Annotated in this window: 9 protein-coding genes; 6 read left to right on the top strand and 3 right to left on the bottom strand. The window is 40.9% G+C overall.

What is annotated here, in order from left to right; genetic code table 11:
* The first annotated feature begins 244 nt into the window (after positions 1–244).
* From QUD05_RS14570 to gshB, 4 genes are all read left to right on the top strand, one after another.
* Positions 245–1,126 carry a 2OG-Fe(II) oxygenase gene (locus QUD05_RS14570; RefSeq protein ID WP_289796682.1) on the top strand — a complete coding sequence of 294 codons (882 nt, stop codon included), beginning with the start codon at positions 245–247 and terminating at the stop codon, positions 1,124–1,126.
* A gap of 448 nt (positions 1,127–1,574) precedes the next feature.
* On the top strand, positions 1,575–2,765 hold the full coding sequence (locus QUD05_RS34395; RefSeq protein WP_289796681.1) for an XDD4 family exosortase-dependent surface protein: 1,191 nt from the start codon (positions 1,575–1,577) through the stop codon (positions 2,763–2,765).
* 396 nt (positions 2,766–3,161) lie between these two features.
* A complete protein-coding gene (grxC, locus tag QUD05_RS14560) occupies positions 3,162–3,434 on the top strand; it encodes a glutaredoxin 3 (RefSeq protein WP_289796680.1) in 273 nt (90 codons plus the stop codon).
* A 235-nt stretch (positions 3,435–3,669) separates the two neighbouring features.
* Complete coding sequence (gshB, locus tag QUD05_RS14555) at positions 3,670–4,644, top strand: glutathione synthase (RefSeq protein WP_289796679.1); 975 nt, start codon at positions 3,670–3,672, stop codon at positions 4,642–4,644.
* Positions 4,645–5,127: 483 nt separating this feature from the next.
* On the opposite strand, the gene ftsZ is transcribed toward gshB, so the two are convergent.
* The 3 genes from ftsZ to QUD05_RS14540 all read right to left on the bottom strand — a co-directional run bounded on the left by ftsZ (position 5,128) and on the right by QUD05_RS14540 (position 8,355).
* Entirely contained in the window at positions 5,128–6,444 is a 1,317-nt protein-coding gene (gene ftsZ, locus QUD05_RS14550; protein ID WP_289796678.1) for a cell division protein FtsZ, read from the bottom strand.
* A 60-nt stretch (positions 6,445–6,504) separates the two neighbouring features.
* A complete protein-coding gene (locus tag QUD05_RS14545) occupies positions 6,505–6,792 on the bottom strand; it encodes a hypothetical protein (RefSeq protein WP_289796677.1) in 288 nt (95 codons plus the stop codon).
* Between the two features lie 729 nt (positions 6,793–7,521).
* On the bottom strand, positions 7,522–8,355 hold the full coding sequence (locus QUD05_RS14540; protein ID WP_289796676.1) for a cell division protein FtsQ/DivIB: 834 nt from the start codon (positions 8,353–8,355) through the stop codon (positions 7,522–7,524).
* Positions 8,356–9,236: 881 nt separating this feature from the next.
* Here QUD05_RS14540 and QUD05_RS14535 point away from each other — a divergent pair.
* Together QUD05_RS14535 and QUD05_RS14530 are read left to right on the top strand one after the other, a co-directional pair.
* Positions 9,237–10,568 carry a P-loop NTPase fold protein gene (locus QUD05_RS14535; protein ID WP_289796675.1) on the top strand — a complete coding sequence of 444 codons (1,332 nt, stop codon included), beginning with the start codon at positions 9,237–9,239 and terminating at the stop codon, positions 10,566–10,568.
* Positions 10,569–10,652: 84 nt separating this feature from the next.
* Complete coding sequence (locus QUD05_RS14530; RefSeq protein ID WP_289799970.1) at positions 10,653–15,701, top strand: WD40 domain-containing protein; 5,049 nt, start codon at positions 10,653–10,655, stop codon at positions 15,699–15,701.
* Positions 15,702–15,756 lie beyond the last annotated feature (55 nt).

Here is a 15,756-nt window from a genome sequence, read left to right as displayed (position 1 = left end):
CAAAATAAANTTCAATTACGTATAAAGATTTAAGCATTGAACTTGTTCTTAATTAATTTTCTACAGCAGAATTCAGAATGGGCTGCGCCCCGCTGCGTTAACAGGAGTAAAACACACTTTATATCTGGGTAACAGACTTAGCTTGTGTACCTTATAACTTTAAGTCTGCTGTAAGAACTGTATTAAACTTTCAGAATGACTTTTAGAGTTATCTCATTTATCAACATTATATAAATAAAGGTATATGCAATTAGCTTCACAGCCATTTGAGTCGAAAGATGTCAAAGTACAGCTTCTTTTAACTGGAGGATATCAATATACTGTTTATTTAAAATCGGATGCACCTTTACTGCATAGCCTTTTAACAACAGTTGTGGCTCGTGCTTACAAACAAGAATCTGAGTTACAGAATTTATTCCAAATTCCCATCAATGAAGGTCGCTCAGTTTTGTGTTTTCCTGCCGAACATCTTATAGGCGTGGTTACAGAACCCCCAATCTTTGTACAGCAATCAGAGAAAATACAATTGCAAAATGATTATATTCTGGATTCTGATTATATACAAATAGATAATTTTTTTAAACCAGAAGAGCACAAGCACTTACTCCAATATGTCCTGGAGAAAGAGTCGGACTTCTTGCCAAGCAATACTTCTACAAGGGATATTAATTATCGCCAATCAATGGTTATCTACTCATTTCCTGAATTTTCTGAACTGATTTTAAAGAGAATTCAAGCAATGATTCCTGATATCATCAGCAAATTAAACTTACCATCATTTTCAGTATCACAGATTGAAAGCCAACTAACTGCACATAATGATGGTAACTATTACAAACTTCATAATGACAATGGCAGTCCAGATACTGCTACTAGAGAATTAACATACGTTTATTATTTTTATCAAGAACCAAAATCATTTTCTGGTGGTGAGTTGTTGATATACGACAGCAAAATTGAAAATAACATATATGTCAATGCTGAGACATTCAAAACAGTCGAACCTCGCAACAACAGCATTGTATTTTTCCTTAGCCGTTATATGCACGAAGTACTGCCTGTGAATTGTCCCTCTCAAGCTTTTGGAGATAGTCGATTTACTATCAATGGCTGGGTGCGTCGATAAGCAAATTCAGTATAATTACTGTATACTACCACCATGAATATTTAACTTTAGGTAAGGCGATCGCCTTACCTAAATTATTGCAAACTCATAGCCAATAGACTTTATGAGTAATATCTTTTATTGCATTAAAAATATTCTATCAATCTTACTTAATCAATTTATTTATGATTTTGAAATAAAGATTTAGTTTGCCAATTAAAACTAGAAATATTACGTAATTAAATAAAAATTATTTTCATAGTATAAACACTTAACACTCGTAATTTTATCGCGTATATGTCATTTATTTATATTCTATTAAATTTTTGATAAAGCTTAAAAAAAACAGTACTATATTTCTTTTTTTTGTATAGATTTAGATTAGCAAATGATGTCAATAATGCTCATATAAACATCATTATTAGGAAGCTTTTCCATATCTTGTTTAAGACAAAGAGGTTTGATTTACATGTCTCAAGCATATTCAAAAAAAGTAATAGGTTATATAAGTTGTGGTCTATTATCATTCAGCTTAGCTTTAGGGTCACAAATACCTCAAGCACAGGCCGGTAACGGTAACGGTAACGGCAACGGCAACAAAAATACACCAGCACCTGCTCCAGCACCAGCACCTGCGCCTGCGCCTGTACCAGCACCTGCGCCTGCGCCTGTACCAGTACCAACACCTGCGCCTGTACCAGCACCTGCTCCAGCACCTGCGCCAGCACCCAAGAGTTTAGGGTCTATAAGTTTTTCAGCTACAGGAACCAATACCTACGACAAATCTAATGATCCTCTGGCAGCGTCAGTCCTCTTTAGTTACCTAGACAATGGTTTATTGTCACTGATCCTGACTAACAATTCTTCTGTAGGAATCTCAAACCCTTCTGATGTTCTGACATCAGTCTTCTGGGACTATGCTGGTTCTCCCCTAAATAACTTATCGCTGGTTTCGGCTTTAGCTCCGACAGTGACCTCAAGCGCAGGCTCTACCACTACAAAGAATGTCGATCTTCTAGCTCTAAATGAATGGAAATTGCCAAACACTAGTAATACTGGAGGACTTCCTGGCATTGACCAACACTACGGTCTGGGTACCGCTGGCTTAGGCATTTTCCAAGGTGGTGGTGGACAGCAATTTAATTACGGCATCATTAGTGGTTACGCTAATGATGCAAATCCAGCTGTGAGTTCGGGGACTTTTGTTCAAAGTTCAGCTACTTTCCTGCTATCAGGGCTAACTTCCGACTTTGACATCACTAAGATTGGCAACATCCGTTTTCAGTACGGTACATCACTAAGCGAAACTAGTATAAAACCTGCCACAACACCAGCGCCAGCACCTGCGCCTGTACCTGCGCCTGCGCCTGCACCTGTACCTGCGCCTGCACCTGCGCCAGTACCTGCACCTGCGCCTGCGCCTGCACCTGTACCTGCGCCTGCACCTGCGCCAGTACCTGCACCTGCGCCTGCACCTGCACCTGCACCTGCACCAGTACCCGCACCTGCGCCCGCACCTGCACCCTCAATACCGCCTTACTATCAACCCCCTGCACCTCAACCGAAAAAAGTACCTGAACCTAGTACAACCGCAGCATTAGGATTATTAGGCTTGGGTGTTTTCGGACTCCAGAAGAAAAACAAAAAAAATCTTTCCTAAACTTAAACCGCACAGCTAAGTTTTAGTAGGAAGGGGCCTAAATACATGGGTTTAGAAGAGCATAAGCACTTCTAAACCCATATTTGTTAGAGGTAAGAAATGCGAAATTAAAACTCGCCTAGAAAATTCCTGCTTTTTAACTAGCGCTTAGTACTCAAAAAAAGTTGAATGATAGAAACAATCTCAATACAATTACTGGTATTCCCAGCATTTAAACTGAAATATTATTAGTTTTTTAAGTCAGATAAAAAATAACAACTCTCTACATATTTGGCTAGCATTAAGTTTGCAGTCCATATTCACTGCTTCTGTAGATTAGGTTATGAAGGAATAAAGCAGCCACAGTCAGTGGCAAAGCTCTAAAATTAAAAAGTATTAAATCAAGTTGAGGACATCATGGCTGCAAAAGTAGAAATTTACACCTGGAGGACTTGCCCGTTTTGTATCCGTGCCAAAAGTTTGCTGAAAAACAAGGGTGTTGAATTTATCGAATACAGTATTGATGGAGATGAAGCAGCCAGAAATAAAATGGCTCAAAGGGCAAATGGACGGCGCTCTTTACCGCAAATTTTCATCAATGACCATCATGTAGGTGGTTGTGATGATATCCACGCTTTAGACAGTCAAGGCAAGCTGGATGAGTTACTAACTTCTAGCAATAGCGTATAGATTCAGAAGGTATTGCACTAGCGACAAGCCGCTGCAAATTAGACGGCAGTCGCTACAACTATAGAAAAACAACGTGCTGCCTTGTCTACGGGTTTTTTCCCGACAAATCGATATCTGTCCACAAGACTTTACCCTCCAGTTCTACTCAGCAGTACAGATGTACGTCAATTGCTAAGATCATCAAGGGATAATAATTGCATAACCATTTAATTTCTTGGTGATTGAGGTATAAAGGGTGAAACTGGCTTTTATCATTGATTCCATCCATCTACTTGACCCGTGTCATGATACCAGTGTTGCCCTAATTGAAGCAGCGCAAATTCTGGGACATGAAGTTTGGGTGACTCAGGCAAATCTGCTGAGTGTGGTGGAGGGCAAAGCTTGGGCTGTCTTACAGCGAGTCGAACTTGTACCAGTGCAGTTGGCGGAGGGACGTTGGGTAGCAGCGAATCCTTGGTATAAGTTGAGCGATTCCTTCTTAACTTCTTTAGAGACAATGGACGCCGTATTTATGCGGACAGATCCACCTGTCAATGATTCCTATTTATATGCCACCTACATTCTGGATTACATTGACCAAAATAAAACCCTGGTGATTAACAGTCCCAGTGGCATCCGAGGGGCAAATGAAAAAATGTATGCCCTCCAGTTTACCAAAGCGATTCCAGAAACGATTGTCAGTGCTGACAAGCAATTTATCCGGCAATTTGTGGAAGCAAAGGGGGCAGGGGTTCTCAAACCACTGGGTAATAAAGCTGGCGAAGGAATTTTGTTTTTGCAATCAGGCGATCGCAATTTTAACTCCATTGTCGAACTCAGTACCCTTCAAGGTAAAGTGCCAGTAATGGTACAAACCTATTTACCGGAAGCAAAAGAAGGAGATAAGCGAATTATCTTGCTCAATGGCGAACCAATTGGCGCACTCAATCGCCTCTCTAGTGGAACTGATTTTCGCAACAATATGGCAACTGGTGGTACAGTCGCTCAAACCCAAATTACGCCAAGAGAATATGAAATATGTACCCTAGTAGCCGAACGCTTACGCCAAGACGGCTTAATTTTTGTGGGTATTGACGTTATCGGTGGCTACCTAACTGAAGTTAACGTCACTAGTCCTACCGGCATTCGTGAGATTGACCGCTTAGATGGTACTCGCCTTGGTCATCAGGTTATTCAATGGATTGAACAAACACTAAAAATCAAAAAATAATTTACATTTTTTTGTTTGATGTTCTATTCCTCAGCAAACAGACTTCTTTCGGATACTTGAGTGGGCTAGTTCCCTATGCTAGTGGTTTTAAGTAAATATATTTACTTGTACGGAATAGGAGTTTAGTGGATCGCGAGGGGGTAGATGTATTATTCCTGCGATCGGCTGTGATGCTCGTTTGCCCTTGGTGTCTCCTTCTGGGAGAAGACTCGTTAACACTGCGCTATCGGTGATGCATCCATAGTTGGGCAGGTATTCCTATTGTTTTGTTTGAAAGTATAGCTGGACATGCAAGCTAGTAGACTCCTGCCCAAATTCATTCTATAAAGTAGCGTTGACAAGTTTTTTTACCAATTGGCAAAATTGGGTACAGCAAAATATTGCTTATCCCTACCCTTGGTAAAACCCTGGTGGAAGTAGCAGATTTTATACAGCGTTCAGCCTGACCTGAGACTGCTAAGTTAATCTAAAATCTAAAATCTTTTAATTTCTTGGTGTACGTCGGTTTCTCAGAAAATCAGGTATATCTAATCCAGGTTTTTCCTTTGGTTCTGGAATTGGAGTTGGAGTTGGAGTTGAACTTGGAGTCGAGGTTGAGGGATTAACTGCGGGTTGCTGTGTTGTTGGACGCTTCGAGGTATTAGGTGCTACTCGAACGTTAGCCACGCTTTGTTGTACCGCAGCTTGCACTTCACCTGTAAAACCGGTGGCAATTACAGTAATTCTTACCTCTCCTTGGAGCCTGTCATCAATTACAGCCCCAAAAATAATATTGGCGTTGGGATCAACTACCTCATAGATTGCTTCTGCGGCTGCATTCACCTCATGCAAGGTCAGGTCAGTACCACCTGTTATATTAAATACAACTCCTCTAGCACCTTCAATAGAACACTCTAGTAATGGTGAAGAAATAGCTGCGATCGCGGCTTCTCTAGCTCTAGACTTTCCAGAACTAACGCCAATTCCCATCAATGCCGATCCCGCATCTGCCATAACTGCTCGGACATCAGCAAAGTCAACGTTTACTAAACCGGGGATCGTGATGATATCAGAAATACCTTGCACCCCTTGACGCAGCACATCATCTGCATAACGAAAAGCTTCTTGCACAGGCGTTTGTTCGGGGATCACTTCCAGCAGTTTGTTGTTGGGGATAATGATCAGTGTATCTACTCTACTTTTTAGTCCTTCAATACCTTGTTCCGCTTGACTGGTGCGGCGGCGTCCCTCAAAAACAAATGGACGTGTGACTACACCAACAGTGAGAGCGCCCATTTCTTTGGCCACTTCTGCCACGATTGGTGCTGCACCCGTCCCAGTACCACCCCCCATACCAGCAGTGATAAATACTAAATCTGCACCCTCTAAAGCCGTAGCAATTTCGTCCCGTGATTCCTCAGCTGCCTTTTGACCGATTGCCGGATTACCACCTGCTCCTAAACCCCGTGTTAGCTTCTGCCCAATTTGCAATCGACTTGGAGCGCCAGCTAAGGTAAGAGCTTGGGCATCGGTGTTAATGGACCAAAACTCTACCCCGGAGACATCAGACTCGATCATGCGGTTAACAGCATTGCCACCACCACCACCAACACCAATCACTTTGATGTTGGCGACCCGACCAGGAACAATCTCGCCAATTCGGCTATTTTCCGGAGAAATTTTCTTATTATCGTGATTTTGCCCGAAGTTCAGCCCAGAGTTATTAAAGGGATTGGTCGAGTTAACTGCCAGAGAGAACCCAGGCTGTCCCGTAGATTGGGAATTTTTATAGTTAAGTCCTTGGTTATTATCAAGTGTCATTGGATTTGTGAAAGGGTAGATAAACGACTTTTTCAGGTGTTATTCACCTAAGAGTCAACTTTAGTTTGACAATGCCACAATATTATGGCGTTGTTCTTTATTGTTTTCACTACTGCCAAGCCTAACAGAATTGGCAGTGCGAAAATTTGCTATGGGATAAGCTTTTAACACAGCCGATCGCACAGCCAATTCTAGAGAAGTATACCTATATTTATCTAAAACAGACCTGTATAACTTCAACCAGACATTAATCTCTTCATTATTCTCAGCAGCGGGCATAACTTGTAAAGACACACTACAGCGTATCTTCTCTGCCTCAATAATAATATTGTTAATAGGTTTCACCATTGGGGATGATTGCAAGTTTAGACACAAAATTTACCTTCTACTTACTTATGCTNNNNGTTAAACTAAGCAAGAATTTACTTGTCAGACTATACCTGATTATTTGTTGTTTGGGTGATCTCAATGGACACTTTGTTGGAGCAATAGTCTATCCTACAAGAACCCTTACTAGTGCGGCCAACAAATCAAGATTTCCTAAGAGATTTCGNTTACCTAATAGGAATTACAGCACAGAACAGTCCAAACTTATTACCCAGAAGCAATGCTTACACAACTTTGGCTGGCATTTTTCGTTACAGATTGAAACTTCGGTACACTGTCTTTGGAAGTGTCCTCGACAGACCAAAGCCAGAGCCTTTTTGCGTCTGTACTGGGATGGCGGCATAAACCGTTTTCATCAGTGACCTCTGTTCACGAGTCTGAATCTGAATAAAAAGCTCAAGCAACTTTCTCTTTTTTGCACTGGGTTTAGTCAAAGAATGTATGGGCAGAAGGCGTTTTGTACGCTATGAACCCTCTTAGACTGTTTGACATCTTGCACCCTACTATTAGATGTTAGGGTAACAACTGAGAGTCTGTTACTCGCAATAGAGATTTTATGATTGATCTTCTCATTTTAATTAGAAGTTAATGCCGATTTTCGGGCCATTTGCTGGAAAACTGAAAATAATAAATATATTTATCAGCATAAAGCTTCTTAATTTACTAAGAGCTATCAAAATAATAAACATACTAAATGTTTTTAGGTATTTTGGGAGTTAATTTTTGGTCTTTTTGGTTCATCTGTACTAATGGAAATTCGGGATTTTTCAGATCAATATACCCTATTTGACCAGGATTAAATTTTGTTGCTAAATGACGCATTTGGGCGAGTACCTTAATTTGTTCAGATAACTGGGGTCCTGGAACACCAAGATGCACATTTCCTAATTCTGTTTTCAAAATTAAATTTGTTGGATTTTGGCAATCAATTTCCATCACTTTCACGGGACTTTGGCTCACGGCTTTATGGAGTTGAGTCCAGTAGAGGCAGTATTGATTTGGTGAACCAATTACTCTGAGATTGGGTAATTTTCTAGTGGGATTCAGTGATGTGTATTTTTCTAAAGGCATCCAGGCCCCAGTTGCATCTAGTAAGCCGATTGTTACTTTTTTGGTGCCACGTGTTTGAGTTACCGCTACAGGTACTCGTTCTTGGATTTCAATGATTAATCCAGGAGGAAATAGGCGGCGTCTGACGATCGCTTGGGCAATAGTTGGTTGTTTCTTCAAAGAGTTAGCGATCGCTGACGGTTCAATCCGCCACAAAGATTGAGGGTAAGACAACACCAACAATGACTGAGTTGTTTGATTCGACAGCAACTTATTGCCTGATTTCATCACTATTTGTTTGGGAGCTTTTAGCATCCACATCGGTTGGACTGCCATCCAGAACAATCCACCCGCCAAACCAGTAATGGCAAAGGTTCGCCAAATAGCTTGAATAATTCTCATCTGCCGCTGCCGACGCAATTTCTGACGACGCTGGGCTAGATGCGTGCGGGAAACTGATATTATGCCAGCCATTCACACCCCTTTTTGATTGCAATCTAAATTCCTTGACAAGCTCGTATCATTATTAATTTCAGTAAACACTGTTGGCATCTTTGAGCCGCTCTCCTCAAGACTTTTTTATTTTTAGTAACACTTTACAGTAACTACACAATCATTATGGCGCTAGTCATTATTCCTATTAAAGTTTCCGGTGTCCATTTTTAACTGACTGTAGTCTTTTTGACAAGTTATTTTTGAAGATTTTTCCTTAAAGATTACAAAATATTAATTGAGATGTGTGGGATTTTGCTTTCTTGACAAATAGAATGTGAAATGATACACAAGTATTCCTACATCTCTGTATAGCTTGCTATAATTCATACCAGCGAGACTCATCAGATATTTAAACTGAGAACAATGAAAAAATGTAGCTTTTTTTACTTACTCCCTCAGCCATATCATTTTGTGGCAGGTCAAACAGAAGGGAGAGATTGTCAAAACCTCAATAGCAGGTGTAAAAAGGACAGATATGCTTAAGACCTAACCGGTCGAATGGCACGAATAAAAGATGAAACCCTTGCCAGCTATGGATATAGAGGATAGGGTGTAGGTTCGGAAAAAATCAAGAAAAGTAAAAATAAGTGCGAACATAAATAAAGTTATTCGTCACTATACCCCACACCCTACACCCCACACCCAAAAGCTTTGTAGATAATGGGTTTGCATTATCTTAGTGCCATTCGCTATTAGGATCAATTAAATCTCTACCATACTACTGACAGTAATCTGGAAATAAGTGCTGTCTTTTGCAAGACACTACCACCTTGTGAGTCAATCCTGTATCTACATCCTAGATAGGGATTAATTGTATAAAAAATTCAAACTAAACTGCATCTACATAAACCTCTACATACATGAAAACGACATTAAATTTGTCACGTTTTTATAAAGCATGTAACCCTAGCTACACGCTAAATATAAGTAACGTACTAGATCGGCAGTATTACATAGATTTTGCTGATGTACGTGGTTGCAAGATTGTCGAAGAATTGCAACGGACTATCGTTCGGATTTCTCCTGATGAGCCAACCTGTCAGTTATTTACGGGTCATATTGGCTGCGGTAAGTCAACGGAATTGCAGCGCCTCAAGACAGAATTAGAATTGGCGGGATTTCATGTGGTTTATTTTGAGTCCAGCCAAGACTTAGACATGGCGGATATTGATATTAGCGATATTTTGCTGAGTGTAGCCCGTCAAGTCAGTGCCAGTTTAGAAAGTATTAGCATCAAACTCAAACCTGGTTACTTTACTAATTTGTTTAAAGAAGTAGGCGATTTTTTGCAAAGCCCCATAGAGCTTTCTGGACAAGCAGAGTTGTCCTTGGGTATTGCCAAAATTACCGCCAAAACCAAAGATAGCACCCAGATGCGGAATCAACTAAGACAATATCTGGAACCACGTACCAATAGTATTTTGCAAGCGATTAACGAAGAGATTTTAGAAAAGGCTGTTGAACAGCTAAAGCTAAGGGGTCAAAAAGGACTGGTAGTGATTGTAGATAATTTGGATCGAGTGGATATGCGTCCCTTAGCATCCGGGCGATCGCAACCAGAATATCTCTTCATTGACCGAGGCGAACAGTTACGCCGACTTAAATGCCACCTAGTTTACACAATTCCCCTAACATTAATTTTCTCCAATGAATATGAGACACTGAAAAATCGTCTGGGGGGAGGGATTGCACCAAAAGTACTGCCGATGGTATTAGTGCGGCAAAGAGATGGCAGTGACTACGAACCAGGAATGTCACTAGTACGCCAGTTAGTTCTAGCTAGGGCTTTTCCAGAAGTTCCTTTGAATAGCAGACTTTTATTAATTACAGAATTATTCGATCACTCCCAAACCTTGGATCGTCTATGTCGCGTTAGTGGTGGTCACATTCGTAACTTATTAGGCTTACTTTATAGCTGCCTGCAACGACAAGATCCGCCTTTTTCTAGGGACTGCTTAGAAGCCGTGATTAAGGACTACCGTGACGATCTGCTATTAGCTATTGATGAATCCCAATGGGAATTATTGTTTGAAGTAGTACAGCAGCAGAGAGTTAAAGGTGAGTCTGACTATCAGAGCTTACTAAGAAGCATGTATCTGTTTGAATATCGCGATCCTGTGGGGCGCTGGTTTGGCATCAGTCCAGCCCTGGCAGAAACAGAAAAAGTTTTGGCTTGGCAACAAAACAAGTAACAGTCAATTGTAATTTGTCATTGGTCATTTGTTAGTCAACTAATGACCAATGACCCATATCCAATGCCTAATACCCCATATCCAATGAGTAATGATAAACAGCTACGTGTCTACACCAAAGAAAATCAGCATACTTTGCAAAGACTGATTAGAGCGATCGCACTTTCCGAAGGTCAATTTGCTCTGATTTTAGTTCGATGCAACTATGGGCGATTACGTGAGCAAATGTTGGAGAATATTCGCTCGACCACCAAAGAAATTAATATCAGAGAAATCGTTCTCAATCCATCAACTACTTCTTTACACAGCACAATCATCTCAGAACTATCTTTAGATAATCCTGCCGTCCTTACAGACACTTTGCCATCTGCTGTGATGGTTTTCGGTATTGAGTCAATTAACGACCTAGAAAACTTACTTACAGGCATCAATCAAGCACGAGATATCTATGCTGCAACTTTTCCATTTCCAGTGGTGTTGTGGCTACAGGATGAAGTGGCATCATTGCTTTCAAAATTAGCACCTGATTTCAAAAGCTGGGCTGCAACCACTATTAAATTTGAAATGGCCAAAGCAGATTTAATTGCTTTGATCTCTCAAGAAGAAGAATCTCTATTTGACAAAGTTTTAGAAGCAGGTGCTGAAACATTTTTATCTAACGCCTTTCTAGATTTAGATCCTAAGTCGCAACACCGTCACGAAATAGAATCAGCACGTAATGATTTACTACGCCTGTATGGGGTTAAATTAACACCAGGATTAGAAGCTAGTTTAGAGTTTGTATTGGGGCGAGATAAATACGCCAACGATCAAATTAATGGTGCTTTAGCCAATTATCAAAGAAGCCTAGCATTATGGCAGCAGGAAGCAAGGAGAATAGCAGAGTGGGAAAATAATTCTTCTTTGCCTATCTCATGTCCTCAACCTATGCCCCCCTCATCTTTACTCAAGCAGGCAATAGTACTATTTCACCTGGGGCTTTGTTATCACCGAATGGCAGACTTATACCAGAATACTAGTAGCTATTGCGAACATGCTCTGTCGTGGTTTAAACAATGCTTGGAGCTATTGGAAGAGGTACAAAGAGAAGACTTAGTTGCTAAATTCATTTTGCCTGCTTGTGAAATGCTGCAACGTTTACAAGCCTGGGATGACTTAAAAGAATTAGCTCAAAAGTCATTACATCTACATAAAACTTATGGAACTCCCGCACAGGTTGCTCAAAATTATGGTTTTTTGGCAAATGTGGCGGCTTCAGAATCAAATTGGGTACTGGCTCATGAATTAGCAAATACAGCGCTTTCTATCTCTGAAGAAGTAACACAAGTTTCTCTGCGAGACGCTTTGCGAAGACGACGACAAGAAAGTTGGTATCTTCTCTTGCTAGCACGCACACAACGGCATTTGGGTGAGTGCGAAGAAGCTATCAATAACTTGGAATGGGCGAGGGTAGTTTGTGAGCTACAACATCAGCCATTACTGTACTTAGAGATTTTAGAGGAACTGCGATCGCTTTACTTTTTTGAGTGTCATAACTATACAGAAGCCTTTAAGCTGAAGCAAGAAAAAATTAAAATAGAACATCAGTATGGCTTTCGTGCCTTTATCGGAGCAAGTCAATTACAGCCACAACGCCCCAGAATCAACCCAGTACTAGAACCTCACAAAATACCATTTATTCCTGAAGAAATTGCTCAAGAAATATCTGCTTCTGGACGGCAACAAGATGTCAATCGCTTAATTGAAAGAATTGCCCGCGCTGACTACAAACTCACAGTTATTTATGGGCCATCAGGTGTAGGTAAAAGTTCAATTCTCAAAGCTGGTTTAGTCCCAGCACTCAAGGGAAAAGTTATTGGTGAACGTATTCCTATACCGATTGTTTTGTCTGTTTATACTGATTGGATAACAATCTTGAGTAACAGTATCAATCAAGCATTAGCATACACAGGAATATCGGTTAATATTGACTCTACACCCACCATAATACTAGAAAGAATTCGGTTAGCATGTGAGCGTAATTATACAATAGTTATTATATTAGACCAGTTTGAAGAATTTTTCTTTGTTAGTAATCCTCCTACACAAAGAATAGAATTTTATAAATTTTTTAGTGAATGTTTAAATATTTCTTATGTAAAAATTATTCTTTCATTACGAGAAGATTACTTACATCATTTATTAGAATTTGAACGTTTGAGCCAGAAAAATAGTACTGGCTTATATGATTTAGGAGTAATTAATAAAAATATTCTTGATAAAGACATTCGCTACTATTTAGGAAAATTCTCTAGTCGAGATGCCAAAGCCATAATTCACAGTCTTACTCAACGTTCACATTATGAACTAAGTGAGGAATTAATTAACCGATTAGTCCAGGATTTGACAGGGGAACTAGACGAAGTACATCCAATTGAATTACAAATAGTCGGTGCTCAACTACAAATAGAAAACATTACGACACTTGCGGAATATAAGCTTTGTGGTGGCTCGGCAAAATTGGTGGAACGCTGGTTAGGGGAAGTTATCAAAGACTGCGGTCAAGAGAACGAAGAGTTAAGTTGGAAATTATTATTTGAGTTAACAGACGAAAAGGGGACGCGACCTTTAAAAAATAAAGCTGATTTAGCGGCTGCATTAGTTAATAATTATGATATAGATACAATATCAAGCTTTGACAAAGTTGGAGAACTGATTTTAGAAATATTGGTGGGTTCAGGCTTGGTATTGCGAGTTAGAGAAGAGTTAGGCGATCGCTACCAGTTGGTTCACGATTATTTAGTTGAACCAATTCGCCAAAAGAACAACTATGGTATGCTCGCCGAATTAGAAAAAATCAAACTTGAAAAAACTAGAGCAGAAGCAGCCCAACAACTTAGTCAAAAGCAACTAAATTTGGTATTACAACGACGACTGCGGGAAGCGCGGATAGCAGGTGCGATCCTAGCAATTATGGGTGGAACAATAGCAGCATTATGGTGGCAAGCCGACTTACAAAAAAGAGCAGCAGTCCGCCAAACTCTACGCGCTGAACGTAGTGAAACCAACTTGCAAATTAGTGCGATCACTGCCGCTAGTGAAGCTCTGTTTGCATCTAATAAAGAATTTGATGCCCTCTTAGAAAGTTTGCGGGCTTGGAGAGGACTTAAACAAGCAGATGGAGTTCAGCCAGATACCCGAATGCGGGTGGTAACAGCTTTACAACAAGCAGTTTATGGGGTAACTGAGGTTAACCGCCTGGAAGGGCACACTGATATCGTCTGGGGAGTGACTTTCAGCCCAGATGGTCAGTTGATAGCATCAGGTAGCCGAGATCAGACAGTGAAACTTTGGCATCCTGACGGTAGTTTACTCCAAACCCTTAAAGGTCACAGTGATGCTGTTACCTGTGTAAGTTTCAGCCCTGATGGTCAAACCCTAGCCTCCGCTAGCCTCGACAAAACAGTGAAAATCTGGCGCAAAAACTCGGTTACAGGTGAATTTGACCCCAAACCATATAAAACCCTGAGAGGACATGAAGATTGGGTTTATAGCGTCGATTTTAGTCCTGATGGCGAGTTATTAGTTACTGGCAGTAAGGATAAAACCATAAAACTCTGGCGCAAAGACGGTAGCTTAGTAAAAATACTGAGAGGACATCAAGGGTGGGTTAACTGGGTAAACTTCAGTCCTGATGGTCAATTTATCGCCTCAGCTAGCGACGACAAAACAGTGAAAGTTTGGCGACGGGACGGTAGACTCGTTACAACTTTGCAGGGACATAAGCAAGGCGTAATTGTGTCTATTTTCAGCCCAGACGGTAAATTTCTGGCGTCAGCAGGTCGAGATCAGACAGTGAAACTTTGGCGGCGGGAGAGTAGTAACACTAAAGACGGTTTTGACTTTTTTCCTTACAAAACTTTACGGCAGCATAACGGTACGGTGTGGAGTTTGAGCTTTAGTTCGGATAGTAAAAAGTTAGCTTCCGCAGGCGAAGATAATACCATAAATCTCTGGAGTATCACTGGTAATTTACTCAAAACCTTCAAAGGACACAGTGATGCTGTCGTTAGCATTGCTTTCAGTCCAAAAAACAAATTGTTAGCTTCAGGAAGTTTCGACAAAAGCGTGAAACTATGGAGTTTAGATGCTCCCAGACCGTCTATTCTTCAAGGGCATCGAGATCGAGTTTTGAGCGTTGCTTGGAGTCCCGACGGTCAGATGCTAGCTTCTGGTAGTAGCGATCGCACTGTCAAACTTTGGCAGCGATACACCAGTAGTGGCGAGATTAAAACTCGACTTTACAAAACTTTGATGGGACACACAAATAAAGTTCCTAGTGTCAGTTTTGACCCAAAAGGTCAAATGCTGGCTTCAGGAAGTTATGACAAAACTGTGAAACTTTGGCGGCTTGACGGTACTTTAATAATGACTCTCCAGGGACATAGCGATAGTGTCATGAGCGTCAATTTCAGCCCAGATGGTCAGTTTTTAGCATCAGCTAGCAAAGATAAAACTGTAAAACTTTGGAATCGTGAGGGCAAGTTGCTCAAAACCTTACTGGGACATCAGGGTTGGGTAAATAGCGTCAATTTCAGCCCAGATGGTCAGGTTTTAGCTTCTGCCAGTGACGATCAAACAGTGAAACTTTGGCGGCGGGATGGTACTTTGCTCAAAACTTTCTCGCCCCATGATAGCTGGGTATTGGGTGTCAGCTTTAGTCCTACTGACGAGTTGCTGGCTTCTGCTAGCTGGGATAACACCGTGAAACTGTGGCGACGGGATGGGACGTTGTTAAAAACTTTATTAAAGGGGTACAGTGATAGCGTCAATGCCGTGACTTTCAGCCCTAATGGTGAATTACTCGCCGCTGCCAGTTGGGACAGTACAGTGAAACTCTGGAGCCGTGATGGCAAATTAATTAAAAGTCTCAATGGGCATCGCGCTCCGGTATTAAGTGTCAGTTTTAGCCCAGATGGTCAAACACTAGCATCAGCTAGTGATGACAACACGATAATTCTGTGGAATTTACATCTTGACGATCTGCTTGTTCGTGGTTGCGATTGGCTAGGTGATTACCTTAAGCACAACCACAATCTTGAAGAGCGCGATCGCCTTCTTTGTGATGGGATAACCCGTACAAACCCTTTTTAATTACAAATTATGAATTAGGTTGAAGCCTCAATGAGCAACCGCTCTTGGTTTAGCG

The organism is Nostoc sp. GT001 (genome assembly GCF_030382115.1).
Taxonomy (GTDB): Bacteria; Cyanobacteriota; Cyanobacteriia; order Cyanobacteriales; family Nostocaceae; genus Nostoc.
The sequence above is the reverse complement of the archived record's forward strand: the minus strand, read 5'-3'. Positions and strand labels throughout refer to the sequence as shown.

What these genes read in the sequence shown, in the direction of transcription:
- QUD05_RS14570 (WP_289796682.1), top strand. Translation starts at nt 245, where the DNA reads ATGCAATTAGCTTCACAGCCATTTGAGTCGAAAGATGTCAAAGTACAG.
- grxC (WP_289796680.1), top strand. Translation starts at nt 3,162, where the DNA reads ATGGCTGCAAAAGTAGAAATTTACACCTGGAGGACTTGCCCGTTTTGT.
- QUD05_RS34395 (WP_289796681.1), top strand. Translation starts at nt 1,575, where the DNA reads ATGTCTCAAGCATATTCAAAAAAAGTAATAGGTTATATAAGTTGTGGT.
- QUD05_RS14530 (WP_289799970.1), top strand. Translation starts at nt 10,653, where the DNA reads ATGAGTAATGATAAACAGCTACGTGTCTACACCAAAGAAAATCAGCAT.
- ftsZ (WP_289796678.1), bottom strand. Translation starts at nt 6,444, where the DNA reads ATGACACTTGATAATAACCAAGGACTTAACTATAAAAATTCCCAATCT.
- QUD05_RS14535 (WP_289796675.1), top strand. Translation starts at nt 9,237, where the DNA reads ATGAAAACGACATTAAATTTGTCACGTTTTTATAAAGCATGTAACCCT.
- QUD05_RS14540 (WP_289796676.1), bottom strand. Translation starts at nt 8,355, where the DNA reads ATGGCTGGCATAATATCAGTTTCCCGCACGCATCTAGCCCAGCGTCGT.
- QUD05_RS14545 (WP_289796677.1), bottom strand. Translation starts at nt 6,792, where the DNA reads ATGGTGAAACCTATTAACAATATTATTATTGAGGCAGAGAAGATACGC.